17 protein-coding genes and 1 rRNA gene are annotated in these 15,144 nt (G+C 50.3%); 7 read left to right on the top strand and 11 right to left on the bottom strand.

What is annotated here, in order from left to right:
• Positions 1-117, bottom strand: a 16S ribosomal RNA gene (locus MHN33_RS14665); the annotation flags it as partial.
• A 572-nt stretch (positions 118-689) separates the two neighbouring features.
• On the opposite strand from MHN33_RS14665, the gene MHN33_RS14660 reads away from it, so the two are divergent.
• Complete coding sequence (locus MHN33_RS14660; RefSeq protein ID WP_239398807.1) at positions 690-1,238, top strand: gamma carbonic anhydrase family protein; 549 nt, start codon at positions 690-692, stop codon at positions 1,236-1,238.
• Here the strand turns inward: MHN33_RS14660 and MHN33_RS14655 are convergent.
• Complete coding sequence (locus tag MHN33_RS14655; protein WP_239398805.1) at positions 1,224-1,463, bottom strand: DUF1488 domain-containing protein; 240 nt, start codon at positions 1,461-1,463, stop codon at positions 1,224-1,226. The genes MHN33_RS14660 and MHN33_RS14655 overlap by 15 nt on opposite strands.
• Positions 1,460-2,281 (bottom strand): shikimate dehydrogenase, encoded by an 822-nt coding sequence (aroE, locus tag MHN33_RS14650; RefSeq protein ID WP_239398803.1) that lies wholly within the window; start codon positions 2,279-2,281, stop codon positions 1,460-1,462. Before aroE ends, MHN33_RS14655 begins: the two co-directional genes overlap by 4 nt.
• 29 nt (positions 2,282-2,310) lie before the next feature.
• On the opposite strand from aroE, the gene MHN33_RS14645 reads away from it, so the two are divergent.
• A complete protein-coding gene (locus MHN33_RS14645) occupies positions 2,311-2,772 on the top strand; it encodes a group II truncated hemoglobin (protein ID WP_046004770.1) in 462 nt (153 codons plus the stop codon).
• Positions 2,773-2,875: 103 nt separating this feature from the next.
• The gene (locus tag MHN33_RS14640) at positions 2,876-4,483 is read left to right on the top strand and encodes a methyl-accepting chemotaxis protein (protein WP_125783217.1); all 1,608 of its coding nucleotides are present in this window, start codon (positions 2,876-2,878) and stop codon (positions 4,481-4,483) included.
• 56 nt (positions 4,484-4,539) lie between these two features.
• Here the strand turns inward: MHN33_RS14640 and hemF are convergent, their stop codons facing one another.
• The 6 genes from hemF to MHN33_RS14610 all read right to left on the bottom strand — a co-directional run bounded on the left by hemF (position 4,540) and on the right by MHN33_RS14610 (position 9,502).
• Positions 4,540-5,475, bottom strand: a complete 936-nt coding sequence (gene hemF, locus MHN33_RS14635) for an oxygen-dependent coproporphyrinogen oxidase (protein WP_239398801.1) — start codon at positions 5,473-5,475, stop codon at positions 4,540-4,542.
• The gene (locus MHN33_RS14630) at positions 5,475-6,050 is read right to left on the bottom strand and encodes a Sua5/YciO/YrdC/YwlC family protein (protein ID WP_239398799.1); all 576 of its coding nucleotides are present in this window, start codon (positions 6,048-6,050) and stop codon (positions 5,475-5,477) included. Before MHN33_RS14630 ends, hemF begins: the two co-directional genes overlap by 1 nt.
• On the bottom strand, positions 6,047-6,616 hold the full coding sequence (locus MHN33_RS14625) for a topoisomerase DNA-binding C4 zinc finger domain-containing protein (RefSeq protein ID WP_239398796.1): 570 nt from the start codon (positions 6,614-6,616) through the stop codon (positions 6,047-6,049). The genes MHN33_RS14630 and MHN33_RS14625 overlap by 4 nt, the downstream gene beginning before the upstream one ends.
• A 140-nt stretch (positions 6,617-6,756) precedes the next feature.
• Positions 6,757-7,230, bottom strand: a complete 474-nt coding sequence (locus MHN33_RS14620) for a DUF494 family protein (RefSeq protein WP_046004765.1) — start codon at positions 7,228-7,230, stop codon at positions 6,757-6,759.
• A gap of 2 nt (positions 7,231-7,232) precedes the next feature.
• On the bottom strand, positions 7,233-8,312 hold the full coding sequence (gene dprA / locus MHN33_RS14615) for a DNA-processing protein DprA (protein ID WP_239398794.1): 1,080 nt from the start codon (positions 8,310-8,312) through the stop codon (positions 7,233-7,235).
• A gap of 68 nt (positions 8,313-8,380) precedes the next feature.
• Positions 8,381-9,502, bottom strand: coding sequence for a LysM peptidoglycan-binding domain-containing protein (locus tag MHN33_RS14610; protein ID WP_239398792.1), 1,122 nt, complete (start codon positions 9,500-9,502; stop codon positions 8,381-8,383).
• A 116-nt stretch (positions 9,503-9,618) separates the two neighbouring features.
• Between MHN33_RS14610 and def the strand changes: the two genes are divergently transcribed.
• Genes def through trkA form a run of 4 tightly spaced genes read left to right on the top strand, consistent with a single transcriptional unit; the run spans position 9,619 to position 13,796 of the window.
• Positions 9,619-10,128, top strand: coding sequence for a peptide deformylase (gene def / locus MHN33_RS14605; RefSeq protein WP_239398790.1), 510 nt, complete (start codon positions 9,619-9,621; stop codon positions 10,126-10,128).
• Between the two features lie 46 nt (positions 10,129-10,174).
• The gene (gene fmt, locus MHN33_RS14600; RefSeq protein WP_239398788.1) at positions 10,175-11,119 is read left to right on the top strand and encodes a methionyl-tRNA formyltransferase; all 945 of its coding nucleotides are present in this window, start codon (positions 10,175-10,177) and stop codon (positions 11,117-11,119) included.
• Entirely contained in the window at positions 11,119-12,402 is a 1,284-nt protein-coding gene (rsmB, locus tag MHN33_RS14595) for a 16S rRNA (cytosine(967)-C(5))-methyltransferase RsmB (RefSeq protein ID WP_239398787.1), read from the top strand. The genes fmt and rsmB overlap by 1 nt, the downstream gene beginning before the upstream one ends.
• A 17-nt stretch (positions 12,403-12,419) precedes the next feature.
• Positions 12,420-13,796, top strand: coding sequence for a Trk system potassium transporter TrkA (gene trkA / locus MHN33_RS14590; protein ID WP_239398786.1), 1,377 nt, complete (start codon positions 12,420-12,422; stop codon positions 13,794-13,796).
• A gap of 38 nt (positions 13,797-13,834) precedes the next feature.
• Here trkA and MHN33_RS14585 read toward each other — a convergent pair whose 3' ends face one another.
• The gene (locus MHN33_RS14585) at positions 13,835-14,521 is read right to left on the bottom strand and encodes a flagellar brake protein (RefSeq protein WP_239398785.1); all 687 of its coding nucleotides are present in this window, start codon (positions 14,519-14,521) and stop codon (positions 13,835-13,837) included.
• An 85-nt stretch (positions 14,522-14,606) separates the two neighbouring features.
• A complete protein-coding gene (locus MHN33_RS14580) occupies positions 14,607-15,086 on the bottom strand; it encodes a hypothetical protein (protein ID WP_239398784.1) in 480 nt (159 codons plus the stop codon).
• Between the last annotated feature and the right edge of the window lie 58 nt (positions 15,087-15,144).

Here is a 15,144-nt window from a genome sequence, read left to right as displayed (position 1 = left end):
TACTCACCCGTCCGCCGCTCGTCATCTTCTAGCAAGCTAGAAATGTTACCGCTCGACTTGCATGTGTTAGGCCTGCCGCCAGCGTTCAATCTGAGCCATGATCAAACTCTTCAATTAAAAGTTTTTTTGAAACCGAAGTTTCGTGCTCAATGAATTCTGTATAAATTGACTATGTTAGTCACTCATAAGAAATTGAGACTCTAATTTTTGTGCGTCATCTAGCGAACTAGAATCTGCTGTTAGAACTCAATCTGTACGAGTGCCCACACAGATGATTGCTTCATATTTTTAAAGAACAAAGTAACTAACCCTGGTTAGTTACCGCAGCCTTGCTGCGAAGTGGAGCGCCATATTAACCGCTTCACTTTTAAAGTCAACTAGAAAATTTAATTTTTCTTAATTAAGCTTTCCGTTTGGCTTTCCCGTCACTTGGCGCGTTGCTTTTCAGCGTTGCTCCCCGTGTCGGTGGATGCGCATTATAGGGAAATCGAAACCCAGTGCAACCCCTTTTTTGAAGAAAAGTGAGAAAAACGGCGCGTTCGAATGAAAATCATACCAAACAGTGCAAAAACGCATGTAAAACATGCAATATTGCGCTTTATGCGGGGCTGGAGATCTATTGAGCAAAGCTCTACACTGAACTCAGTACCAAGAATAGCGGTAACAGCAGGTAATAAAGGGATACTAAAATGACAAACAAATACAAAGGCAGAAGTTATAATGGCAAAACCCCAAAATTAGCGGCCGGCGTGTATGTAGATGAAAGCGCCGTTTTGGTTGGCGATATAGAAGTGGGAGAAGACAGCAGTGTCTGGCCTTTAGTCGCAGCGCGAGGAGACGTGAACTTTATCAAGATTGGCAAACGTACCAATGTTCAGGATGGCAGCGTATTACATCTTACTCGCTCAAGTGCTTCAAACCCGGATGGTTACCCTCTGATCATTGGAGATGATGTGACCGTTGGCCACAAAGTGATGTTGCATGGCTGCCAGCTGGGCAATCGCATACTGGTCGGCATGGGAGCAATTGTTATGGACAATGTCGTGGTAGAGGACGACGTGATCATAGGTGGTGGTGCTTTAGTGCCTCCTAATAAACGCCTGGAGTCGGGCTACCTGTATGTTGGCAGCCCGGTTAAGCAAGCTCGGCCACTCAATGAGCAGGAGATCGCCTTTTTAAAAACATCGGCGCAGAACTACGTCGAACTCAAAGATGACTACCTGTCAGAGCTGGATTAGTTCAATTTCCCCCTGGGCCGAGTACGCCTCTTCTTCTATTTGCTGCTCGGCCTGCATCTCATAATCAAACTGGTGTGCTTTAAAGTGTGCGAGCGCCTGCTCTTTTGGCAGCGTAGTCGCAATCACACAAGAAACCAGCATACCCGATACCATCGCGGTGAATATCAGACACTGGCGTTTATCATCGTAGTGAATATCATCATTGATCAGGATCTGCTGATTCATAGTCTGCCCTCTTTCATCGCACTCAGCACAGGGGCTACCTCCGGGGTTTGACCTCGCCACAGGGCAAACGCTTCAGCTGCCTGCCCCACCAGCATACCCATACCATCGACACAGTGCGCTTTCGCATTATACTCGGCGACCCAAGCCAAAAAGGCTGTTTGCTGATCGCTATAAAACATGTCATACGCCAGTGCGCAGTTGCTGACATGCAGAGGGTCGACGTCTGGCACCTGCCCTGTGACACTCGATGACGTCGAGTTAATCACCAGATCATAGTGCTTATCGGGAATGTCACTTAGTGCAACGCCCTGCACCTCGCCATATTCAGCAAACAACTGGGCAAGTTGCTGTGCTTTTTCTGCGGTGCGATTGGCAATCACCACACTCGCAGCCCCGGCCTGCAAAAGTGGATAAACACAGCCACGCGCTGCACCTCCCGCACCAATCAGCAGGATTCTGGCACCTGATAAGGTCTCGATATGGCGCAGTAAGTCAGCAACCAGCCCTGCGCCATCTGTATTGTCGCCCAGTATTGAACCATCTGGTTGTGGCATCAAAGTATTGACTGCTCCAGCTAACCTGGCTCTCTCCGTCAACTGGCCAGACAATTGATACGCGCGCTCTTTGAAGGGTAAAGTGACATTGGCACCCAGACCACCCTGGGCAAAGAACGCCATTATCGTCGATTCGAATTCAGACAATTCAGCCAGTATGGCCCGGTACTCAATGACCGAATTAAACTGACCAGCAAATTGCGTATGAATGGCAGGAGATTTAGAATGCTTAATCGGGTTTCCAAAAACCGCGTATTTATCCATTGAACGGCCTAACGATATAGTGATGTTATATGAAGCAGTTAATTAAACGCATCTTTAATCAAGATGCAAGTGACAATCCATCCTCAGATGCAACCCATCAGGCTCCGACGCCCGAGAAAACACCTTATGAGATCATCGGTGGCGAAGCTGGCACCCGAGCGCTGGCCAACCGCTTCTATGACATTATGGAAAGTGACCCCTACGCTAAACCTTTATACGATATGCACCCGTTACCACTGGATCGCATCCGTCAGGTATTTTTCGAGTTTCTCTCCGGCTGGCTGGGCGGTCCGGACTTGTTTGCAGAACAATATGGTCACCCCAGGCTCAGAATGCGCCATATGCCATTTACGATAAATAAAGAGCTGCGTGATCAGTGGATGTACTGCATGGACAAAGCCCTTGATCAGGAAGTCGACAACCCTTTGTTACGAGAAGGATTGCGAAAATCGCTGGCTCAATTAGCCACACACATGATAAATCACGACTAAAGTATTAATTTCATATTAAATTAGCGCAATAATTTTTTGCGCTAAGTCAAACTGCCCTGATTACTAAACACGCATAATAACGGCTCTGCTTTTTTAAGGTGCGATGCGTGTGAAATCCATTCAACATAAAATTTATGCGTTACTTGCCATTACCGGCGTACTGGTGCTGATCGCCAGTATATTAAGTAACTCCAGTCAGCAAAAACAACTGGCCGAAGAAACCGTCGAGACCAATATTCGTTTGTTGGCAGACAATTATTTCGATTCTATCAACACCATGATGCTTACCGGCACAATGGCCAATCGCGAGATCCTCAGCGACAAAATGCGTAATCACGATAACATTGAAGACGCACATATTATTCGTGGTGACAAAATCAATAAGCTGTATGGTATGGGTAACCCCAATCAGCAACCCACCAGCGAGGTCGAGCGGGCAGCATTACGGGGTCAGGAAACCCTGGTCATTGAACAGCGCGACGGTAAGCGTATCATGACCTACCTTAAACCGATGGTCGCAAAGGAAGACTATAAAGGAACTAACTGCCTGGGTTGCCATCAGGCACAAGAAGGCGATGTGCTTGGTGCAGTGCGGATCAGTTACTCTCTTGAAGATATTGATGACACGGTACACAGCAACACCTGGCTGAGCACAGGCTTACTGACGGGCATTTTTGCCACGACGTTTGTCATTCTGGGTATTCTTTTTCGCAAGCTCTTTATTGTGCGCCTGAAAACACTGGGCCGTACGATGCGCCTGGCAACCCAGAACAAGGACCTGTCGCTACGTATCGACGATACCATAGACGATGAACTGGGTCGGCTGGCCATCAACTTTAATAAGATGATGGCGTCGTTTAAAGACAACATTGCTCAGGTGTCGGCCTCATCGCATGTGCTGATCCAGTCTGCCGAGCAGATCTACAATGCCGCCGATACGACCGAGCGGGCTATTCAGGAGCAAAAGCAAGGCACGGATTCAGTCGCTGCGGCTATCAATGAGCTGGAAAGCTCATCCAGTGAAGTGAAAAACACCACCCACTTTGCGTCTGAAAAATCTGACAGCAGCAACCACCTTGCCGAGCAAAGCATGGCTGTGGCAGAACGTACAGAGCAAAGCATTAATCAGCTGGCACGCGATGTGCGCCAGGCGGCAGAGCAGGTTAGCCAGCTTCAGACACAAACCCTGGAAGTGGGTAAAGTACTGGAAGTGATCAGCAGCATTGCCGAGCAAACAAACTTACTGGCACTGAATGCCGCCATCGAAGCGGCCCGCGCCGGTGAAGCAGGCCGCGGGTTTGCCGTGGTTGCCGACGAAGTACGCACCCTGGCCACCCGAACGCATGATTCAACCGACGAAATAAAACGCACCATAGACAAGCTGCAAAACGAAGCCGCACAAACGGTTAGTGCAATGAGCGCATCTTGTGAGGAAGCGGATGATCGCGCCATGCAGGTCAAGCAGGTGGCACAGGCACTCAAGGATATTTCGAATCAGATGCATGAGATCAATGCACTGAATGTACAAATTGCCGATGCAACGGAGCAGCAGAATCTGGCCGCCGAGGAGATCAATCAAAGTGTGGTGGCAATTCGCGACAACGCTGAGCAATCTCTGATTGATGCCCATGGCAGCAAACAGATCAGTGAAAACCTCCTCGACCTGGCTCGCTCTTTAGATGAGCAGGTGCGTAGTTTCCGATTGGAGTAACACTACCCTGATAATAAAAAAGGCGCCACCGGCGCCTTTTTTATTACGTGACCAAACTAGTCATCTAGCGTAGACATCGCCAGCCAGTCTCTTGGGCGCAAAAAGTGCTTATACAATAATGCTTCAGGCGCGTCTTCGGCCGGCGTAAAGTCATATTCCCAGCGTGCCAGCGGTGGCATCGACATCAGAATAGACTCTGTCCGTCCACCCGTTTGCAGACCAAACAAAGTACCACGGTCCCAGACCAGATTAAACTCCACATACCGGCCGCGACGATATAACTGGAACTGACGCTGTGCCGCGCTGAACGGCGTATCTTTACGCTTTTCCATGATGGGCACATAAGCATCCAGGAAACCTTTGCCTACGGCTTGCATAAAGGCAAAGCTGGTGTCGAAACCCCACTGGTTCAGATCGTCAAAGAACAAACCACCCACACCCCGGGTTTCTTTGCGATGCTTGAGATAGAAGTAATCGTCACACCACTTTTTATAGTCATCGTAAACCTGCTCACCAAACGGCTCACATACCGCTTTGGCAACACTGTGCCAGTGCTTGACATCTTCGAGCACCGGATAGAAAGGCGTGAGATCAAAGCCACCACCAAACCACCAGATAGGATCTTCACCTTCTTTCTCGGCGATGAAAAAACGCACATTTGCGTGACTGGTAGGGATATGCGGGTTTTTAGGGTGGATCACCAAAGATACACCACAGGCATGGAAGCTGCGCCCTGCCAGTTCAGGCCGGTGGGCCGTGGCGGAAGCTGGCATAGAGGCACCATACACATGGGAGAAGTTCACGCCCCCTTGCTCTATTACGGCACCGTCGCGCATGACACGCGTACGACCACCACCGCCCTCTTCACGCTGCCATGCATCTTCAACAAATTTGCCGCTGCCATCCGCCTGCTCCAGACCCTGACAGATTTCGTCCTGCAGGGCGAGTAAGAAGGCTTTAACGGATTCTAGATTTACCTGACTCAACGTCATTAACTCCTTATGATCTTGCCACTTAAGGCATCACGGATCTGACTTGGACTGGTTTGCTTACCCAGCTCACCCGCCTGATAAAATGCCACCCGATCACCAAATGCCGCCTGAGCTTCTGCCAAGGTCTTAGCCGGCTCTTCGCCACTGAAGTTGGCACTGGTAGACACAATCGGTTTACCAAATGCCTGACACAATTCTTTCACGACAGGGTGATCGGTCACGCGAATTGCAATCCTCGGGTTGCCGCCCGTCACCCACACTGGTGCGCTCGCTTTTACTGGTAGCAACCAGGTCACCGGGCCGGGCCAGGATGAAAATATTTCTGTGCGTTTGTCCTGCGGGATTTTACTGTCATCGACGTACGGCAGGCACTGAGCAAAATTATCGGCAATGAGGATCAACCCTTTTTCTACCGGGCGGTCTTTCAGTGCCAACAGCGCATGGACGGCTTGTTCGTTATCGGGATCACAGCCCAGACCAAAAATGGCTTCGGTCGGGTAACAGATCAGCTCCCCTTGTTGTAATGCTTCGACGGCATTTTGGGGTAACTGACGTTGCGTATCTTGTTCGCTCACTGAGGCTCCTCAATTGTATGCTGACAAACTTTCTGCGGGCATTGTAGCACAGCTTTTCCACCCCGGTGTTTTTGCACCATGACGGGCCAGCCACAGGCCTCACAAGGGTGTGCAACCGGCGGGTGATTCACACTGTACTTGCACTGAGGGTATGCATCGCAGGCATAAAAAAACTTACCATACTTATTCTTGCGTTTGTGTAAGGTGCCTTTTTGGCACTTGGGACAGGACGGACCCGACGCTTCTTCTGGCTCATCATCGTGGGCAATATAGTGACACTGAGGATAGCCGGTACACCCGATAAACATGCCATAGCGACCATTGCGCACAACCAGTGGCTCGCTACACAAAGGACAGGCGCTGTCTTCCAGCACCTTAATATCGTGGTTATCATGATGCGCGATGGCGCGGATGTAATCGCACGCGGGATAACTGGCGCAGCCAAGGAAAGGACCCGACTTACTGTGCTTGATCACCAGCTCAGAGCCACATTCAGGGCAAACCTCATACTCCCGCTCCAGGGCATGCTGGTCTGCATTAAACAACGAATGATCTATTTTACTCATAACAAGTCCCGTCTACTTCACCCCTATGGCTGTGCGTTCGTAATAGTATCAAGGGAAAGAGATATAAGGAACAAAGAAGCGTCAGCCAGGCAATTCGCCTGACCTAACAAAACCGTGCCCCTCAGTGAGTGTAAGGAGGGTTAATGCAGCGGACCTGTGGGTTCTTCGAAGATCAGATCCTCCATCTGGGCATAGGCATGCTCTTTGCCTGGGACATTGAATAACACCATCAGGATCACCCATTTTAAATCGTCCAGACAGATGGCCGGTTTATCCAGCGCACATAAGCGGTCGATGACCATTTCACGGGTAGTACAATCTATCACACCTATTTGCTCAACAAACATCAAAAAGCCCCGACATTCGATGTCCAGCATGGCACACTCTTGCTCAGTGTAGATCCGGATCGCGCTATCCGGGCGGGCGTTTAAATAAGGAATTTCATCAGACTGCTGTAAATCGGCCAATTGCTCCAGCCAGTCCAGTGCTTTGTAAATCTCGTCTTGATTGAAACCGGCCCCGACCAGTTCATCAGTGAGTTCGTTTTGTTCGACGAAGATATCCGCTTCGCTGTGAATATAGTTTTCGAATAAATACATTAGGATATCAAACATAATTAACCCCTCGCTAATTTGATGTAGCCGTCTAGTACGCGTTCTACTTTGTCTTCAAGCTCAAGGTCCAGTAGTCTGGCAAGCACCTTCTCTACTGGCCACTGGGTCCTCTGCGATAAGGTATCTACACTGGTTACCTCAAAGCCGAGATGCTGCAATACGGGGCAGTGCTCCTGTTTTTGGTCACTTTCTACTATATATAGACCGTTTTCGGAGAAAAATCTTACCTCTTCGAGAATATCCTCTATCCGCTCTGTTAATTTTGCACCGTCTTTGAGCAAATAATGGCACCCCTGAGACAAAGGGTTACGGATTGAACCTGGCACTGCAAACACCTCTTTGTTTTGCTCCAGGGCGTAACGTGCGGTGATCAATGACCCACTTTTTATTTCGGCTTCGACCACCAGCACACCCAGTGAGAGGCCTGAAATAATTCGATTGCGACGCGGAAAGTGCTCGGCTTTAGGCTGACTGCCAGGTAAAAACTCGCTCACCAGTAGCCCCTGCTCGGCGACCTGCTGATATAAAGTATTGTGACGGCGTGGATAGACCACATCGACCCCGGTCCCCAGTACAGCCAGGGTAGCGCCCCCCTGGCTCAGCGCGCCCTGATGGGCTGCACCATCCACGCCTCTGGCCAGCCCCGAAGTTACCGTCATACCCGCCCCACTGAGCGACCGGCCAAACTCCCTGGCAATCTCCAGCCCGGTAGCGGTTGCATTACGACTACCCACGATGGCAATTTGTGGCTCAGATAACAAAGACAACCGGCCTTTGCAAAAGAGCATCAAAGGTGCACTGCTGATCTGTTTTAATAATGGCGGGTAAGCGGCGTCAAAGTAACCAACCAGCTGAATGTGCTTCGCGATGCATCGCTGGATCTGGGTATCGATAAAGTGCCAGTCTGGCGCTTGCAGGTAGTGGATTGCATCCTGAGGCAGCCCCACTTCATGCAATCTGAGAGGCGAAACAGTGAAAAGTTCGGCGGGCGTGATGTGCTGAATCGCCCGCTCCAGTGTATTGCTGCCCAGCCCGGGACATATCCTCAGTGCCAGACTGTGCCGTAAATCCAGTGTTGCCATGCGCCCTCCCTGAGCAAAGTGCACTCCTGTGCTGAAACTATGAAATCATACTAAGGCAAGTTGCGGGATTAACGACTGCTGACAGAATCCCCCACTCTGACGGGCTGACGTGTTTTGGTCACCATGGCATAACTGATGTTGTCATACACTTTGAACAACATCAGCTCACCAACCTGTTCTTTTGGCATATGCCAGACGACGCTGTCTTCGTCGTTCTCTTCACCAAACCATTCGCTCACTTGCGTGATCACTTTGTCCAGGCTGCTGGCATCTTCGATATAACTCGGACCCGACTCCTTCTCAATCACTGTAGGAGACTGGCGATGGATTGCAAGTACATTCCCTTCATGCAGGTCATCTTTACGACCTAAGTCGATAACCACAACCGCCATGGTGCTGAACTCACGCAACTTATTGCTGCTCGCAATGATGTTGCCTGAAATGGCCTGCACCGGCTGGGTCATTTTGAAGTTAGCCGAATAACTTTGTCCGCTGGAGATAGGCATCAGCACGTCACTGGGTTTTACTTCACGACGAACCGATTCAATCTTCACCGTGCTCGGTTTGCCAGCTTCAATATTACCGGTTCTGACCACCCGGCCGGTCCCGACCAGAATAGACTCATAGGCTAATATCGCGCCGTTATCAGGATCCCGGTAAGCATCTCCCTTACGATAAATGCCATAGTTACCACCACGAGGCAGATCCCCTTTGACATACAAAAGGTGGCCTTCAATGTTCATTTTGTAGTTGAAGTTTGATCCCAGCACCATAGGTAGCTGCGCGAAGTCCCCGGCTCCCAGCGCTTGTTCGAAACGCATAAAGGGTTCCATCACCGCCAAAGGTAAAGTGGGTATGGCCTGGTTTTTATCGCTCACCACACGAACCTGAGGAGAAAGTCGGCGCACCCCTTTTGCCAGACTCAGCCGTGGGTTCCCCTCGCTATCGTAGTGCAGCGATAAAACGTCTCCCGGATAGATCAGGTGCGGATTGTTAATCTGGGGGTTCCACTGCCATAAAGCAGGCCACTTCCAGGGACTGTTCAAATACAGACTAGAAATATCCCAAAGGGTATCCCCTTTTTTAACAACATAACGCTCGGGCGCACTGGTTTTTACCGCCAGCGTTTGTGCTAAGGCAGGAAAAACAGCACTCGTTGCCAGCAAAAGGGCGGCAATATGAGATTTCATGCAGGCTTCCTTGAGTTATTTTTCGATATTATCCACCAAAACCTGTTAAAGGGGAACGTGAATGGCTAAAATAAGAGCATACATTACCCCATTTAATTCAAGTGTAAAAGGTATCTATGGCTAAGTTAGCAGTACTGAGTTTTCCAGATGAGCGTTTGCGCACGGTTGCAAAACCGGTTGCCGAAGTAAATGACGAGATCCGCCTGATTGTCGCGGACATGCTGGAAACCATGTATGAAGAAAATGGTATTGGCCTTGCCGCCACGCAGGTAGATATTCACCAGCGCATTGTGGTGATCGATGTATCAGAAGAGCGCAACGAGCCACGGGTTTTGATCAACCCTGAAATCACAGCCAAAGATGGTTCAACCGTCAGCGAAGAAGGTTGTTTGTCTGTGCCTTATTCCTACGCCAAAGTTGATCGCGCAGAAACCGTCACTGTTAAAGCACTTAACGAGCACGGCGAAAGCTACGAATTTGACGCTGATGGTTTGTTAGCTGTGTGCGTACAGCACGAACTCGACCACCTGCTGGGCAAGTTGTTCATCGATTACTTGTCGCCGCTGAAACGTCAGCGGATCCGTAAAAAAATCGAAAAAGAAGCCAAACTGGCGGCACGCGCGTAAGCGTGTCGTTACCGACTATTAATTACTACCTAAACTGGGATCTTAAGTGAGCAAATCTCTGCGTATTGTCTTTGCGGGCACCCCGGATTTTGCTGCCAAGCACTTGGCAGCGCTGATCGCATCACACCATGACGTTGTCGCTGTATACAGCCAGCCCGACCGCCCTGCCGGCCGAGGTAAAAAACTCAAAGCCAGCGAAGTAAAAACCCTGGCACTGGAACATAACCTGCCGGTCTATCAGCCTCAGTCTCTCAAGTCTGACGATGCGCAGGCGGAACTTGCTGCGCTGGAAGCCGACGTGATGGTTGTGGTGGCTTATGGCCTGTTATTACCAAAAGCCATTTTAGATACGCCAAGGCTTGGCTGTCTCAACGTACATGGTTCAATCTTGCCACGCTGGCGTGGTGCGGCGCCAATCCAGCGTGCTATCTGGGCTGGCGATAAAGAGACAGGCGTCACCATTATGCAAATGGATGAGGGCCTGGATACCGGCGACATGCTGCACATTGCAACCTGCCCAATTGACCAGGACGAAACCAGCGCCAGCCTGTATAACAAACTGGCCGAGCTGGGACCCGATGCATTAGTGGAGACTCTGGACAAACTGGCCGAAGACAAGCTGAGTGCCGAGCCGCAGGATGATGCACTGGCTAATTACGCCAAAAAGCTTTCTAAAGAAGAAGCCAATATAGACTGGTCAATGGATGCGGCACAAATTGAGCGTAACATCCGGGCCTTTAATCCCTGGCCGGTCTGCTACACCCAGATGCAGGGGCAAACAGTTAAGATTTGGCAGGCTGATATCGTATCGCAGCAAGGCACGCCCGGACAGGTACTCAGTGCCGATAAAACCGGCATCACCATTGCCTGCGGTGAGCAAGCACTGACTATCACGCAACTTCAGCCTCAAGGTAAAAAGCCCATGTCTGCGCAAGACTTTTTAAATGGTCGCAGCGACTGGGTCACGCCTGATAGCCAGGTGGGTGCCTGATGGCCAATGTACGCGCGCTTGCCGCGCAAACCCTGTTTCAGGTTGTTGATAAAGGCCAGTCACTGACGACCCAGTTGCCCTATGCCAGCCGCCAGTTGCCAGTAAAAGACCGCGCCCTGTTACAACAGATCTGCTATGGCGTTTTGCGCTATCTGCCCAGTCTGGAGCACTATTGCCAGCAGCTGCTGGAGCAACCGCTCAAAGGCAAGAACCGGGTCTTTCAGTTCTTACTGTATGTGGGTATTTACCAGTTGCAACACATGCGAGTGCCTGCTCATGCAGCCGTCGCCGAAACCGTTAATGCGGCCAATAAGCTTCAGGCGCCTGGACTGAAGGGGCTGATCAACGCGGTGTTACGTAACTTTCAGCGTGCTCAGGACACGTTAGAAGCCAGCGCCGATGCCATCCCGGTATGCAAATACAACCATCCGGGCTGGTTTATCAAAAAGCTGCAGGCGGCTTACCCACAGCAATGGCAAGATATTTTGCACGACAACCAGCAACAAGCGCCGATGTGGTTACGCGTCAACCAACGCCAGTCGAGCACCACAGACTATGCCGCGCGCCTCGATGGTGAAGGCATTGCGCATACGCTGGACCCGGACTTTGTGGATGGCATTTTGCTGACCAAACCTGTGGATGTGCAGCAGTTACCAGACTTTGCTCAGGGTGCCAGTTCAGTGCAGGATGCCGCGGCGCAAATGGCAGCCCGGTTACTGGACCCGCAAGATGGCGAGCATATTCTGGATGCCTGTGCCGCCCCCGGTGGCAAAACCTGCCATATTCTGGAACTGGCCGATGCTCATGTCATCGCACTGGATGCCGATGGTGAGCGCCTCAAACGCGTCGATGAAAACCTTAAACGTCTGCACCTCAGTGCCCAGTGTCTTGAAGCCAATGCTGCAACACCAGATACCTGGTGGCAGGGCGAGCAGTTTGATCGCATTTTACTAGATGTGCCCTGCTCGGCAACCGGCGTTATCCGTCGACACCCGGACATCAAGTGGTTGCGTCGTGCCACCGACATTGATGAACTGGCGGCCTTACAGGCCAGCATTTTGGATGCCATCTGGCCACTGCTCAAGCCTGGCGGTACGTTAGTGTACGCAACCTGCTCTGTGCTGCCTCAGGAAAATACCGAGCAAGTAACGGCGTTTTTAGCACGCACGGCGGATGCTCAGCTCACCCCGCTGCACGCACAGGACACGCCGGATAAACCCGGATTGCAATTGCTGCCAGGCCATACCGATGGCTTTTATTACGCGCGGCTGAAAAAACAATAATAGCGCTAAACTAGCTTATGAAAATCATCATCTTAGGCGCCGGACAAGTCGGCGGTACACTGGCCGAAAACCTGGTCGGTGAACAGAACGAAATCACTGTGGTAGACATTGACGGCGAACGACTGCGGGAATTGCAGGATAAGTACGACCTGCAAGGCGTAACAGGACACAGTGCACACCCGGATGTGCTCAGGCAAGCCGGTGCCGAAGATGCCGATATGGTCATTGCGGTGACCAGCTCGGACGAGGTCAATATGATCGCCTGTCAGGTGGCCTACAGTATTTTTAATACGCCCACCAAAATTGCCCGGATCCGCTCCGAGCAATACCTGAAATATCGGGAAAAGCTCTTCCATAATGACGATCTGCCAGTTGACCACTATATCGCGCCGGAGCAACTGGTGACCCGCTATATTCGCCGCCTTATCGATTATCCCGGAGCACTACAGGTACTGCAATTTGCCGATGGCATGTTATCTCTGGTGGCCGTAAAAGCCTATTATGGTGGTATGCTGGTTGGTTATGCATTGTCTGCACTGAAAGAGCATATTCCCAATGTCGACACCCGCGTTGCGGCCATTTATCGTCAGGGTAAAGCCATTAAACCGCTTGGTACCACAGTCATAGAGGCCGACGACGAGGTCTTCTTTATCGCAGCGACCAAACATATCCGTGCGGTAATGAACGAGTTGCAAAAACTCGAACGTTCGTACCGTAAAATTATGATTGCCGGTGGCGGTAATATCGGTGCAGGCCTTGCTCGATCACTCGAAAAAAACCACAGCGTTAAATTGATTGAACGAAATCATGCACGAGCTTCTTCCTTGTCAGAAATGCTCGACAATACCGTGGTCTTTTGTGGTGATGCTTCTGATCAGGAGTTGTTGTCAGAAGAGCATATTGAACAGGTTGATGTGTTTATTGCGGTCACCAACGACGATGAAGCCAATATCATGGCGGCCATGCTGGCCAAACGTATGGGCGCACAAAAGACCATGGTACTGATCCAACGGGGCGCCTATGTCGATCTGGTACAGGGTGGCGAAATCGACATTGCTATATCACCTCAGCAAGCGACCATTTCTGCCCTACTCACTCACGTGAGGCGCGGTGATATCGTAAATGTTTACTCGCTGCGTAAGGGGGCTGCCGAAGCTATTGAAGCGGTTGCGCATGGTGATGAAAACACCTCGAAAGTGGTTGGCCGCGCAATCCGGGATATCAAGCTGCCAGCAGGCACCACCATTGGCGCCATCGTCCGGGACGACGAAGTGTTAATTGCACACGATGACACCATTATCCTTTCAGGAGATCATGTCATCATGTTCCTGATTGATAAAAAACAGATTGGCGTGGTTGAAAAGCTCTTCCAGGTCAGTGCACTATTTGTGTAATATGCAGAGCACTTCTGGCTGACCAATACCTGGGTCAGCTAATGCTCCTCTTCTTCAGACAAAATAGACAAGTCAATCAGGTAGTCTTTTAATACCGCTTTAATGGTAGTATCCGGACCCACCACCTGGATCCCCAAAGAGACATTGCCCTCTGCACTTTCAATAATACGGCACACCTTACCTTTGATGGCTGACGCATTGTCGTCTTTGCCTTCAATCAGCACCTCACAGTTTTCTGATTCCAGGTCGTCCGGCAGGTGCTCTTTTTGAATATCGAACATCATGCCAGACAGTGAAATGTCTTTGATGACGCCAACTTCATTGTAGTCGGGTAATTGCAAAATGGCCGGGATCAGGGCTGGCACGCGAGTTTGGGCTCGCAGTTGATAGGTTTGTACTTCGCGAGGGTAAAACAGAAAAATAAGCCGCGCGGGGTGATTACTAATGGCTTTAATGTTCTCTTTGAAGGCAATGATCTGACCATTGCTGTCTTCAGGCAGGGCCCGGACAATGATCTCCGTGCCTGTCTTCACATAATCTGCCGCCGCGCCGAGTCGCTTAGGGTTGGGATAGTTTAAAATAATATATTGATCTTCAAGCACCCCGATAAACTCTGTACGAACGCGTTTCCGGCTGGCCGGCATGACGATTTCAATATCGATTAAGCTGCCCGCTGGAATTTGCGATAAGTGCTTCCTGCTCCGCTGCGTTTTACGCCTCAACATCTTGTAACCCTGCTAACTACTCTGCAAATAGTGTAGCAGCAAAATCTAATTAATATAATGCTAAAACCCTATTAAAGGAACGGAATTAACCTTGTTGCAAATACCCTTTCAACAGAATTGCCGCATCCCTGAGAGTCATCATACGGCTTTGTACTTCCAGCGTGCTAAGTGCGAGGTGTTGCTCGTAGTGTTCAGTAAAGAACAACATAGGTTCACCATTGCGCTTTGTAATAAAGGTAATACCCAGCGTATGTTCATGGCTATTGTGTGTCAGCTGACCCGTGTGCTCTTTCATTACCAGGGGCGGTAAACTACGCGTTTGCCATAATGCGTTTTCTGAAATAATGCCAATCATGCACTCACTGACTTCGACGCCGTCATAACGCAGCAGTGATACACTGCCATGTGCAGATGGTAAACAACTATCGTACTGTAAGCTCCCGGCCCCGCTCATATACTGGTTGAGTTGAGCCACACATTCAGTTAAATCACTGGCGCCGCCAGCCAGATTCACCTGGCTTACTATCCCTGTTGCTACTGCTTTGTGTTTATTTTGCTGTGACATGGCAAACATCCCGGCCATTCCTCATAGTTTCATTTTCTGGCAACACCCACTTTCCTGT

Source organism: Pseudoalteromonas sp. OOF1S-7 (assembly GCF_022347765.1).
In the GTDB taxonomy this organism is placed as follows: domain Bacteria; phylum Pseudomonadota; class Gammaproteobacteria; order Enterobacterales; family Alteromonadaceae; genus Pseudoalteromonas.
This window is presented reverse-complemented; position numbering and strand designations above follow the sequence as displayed.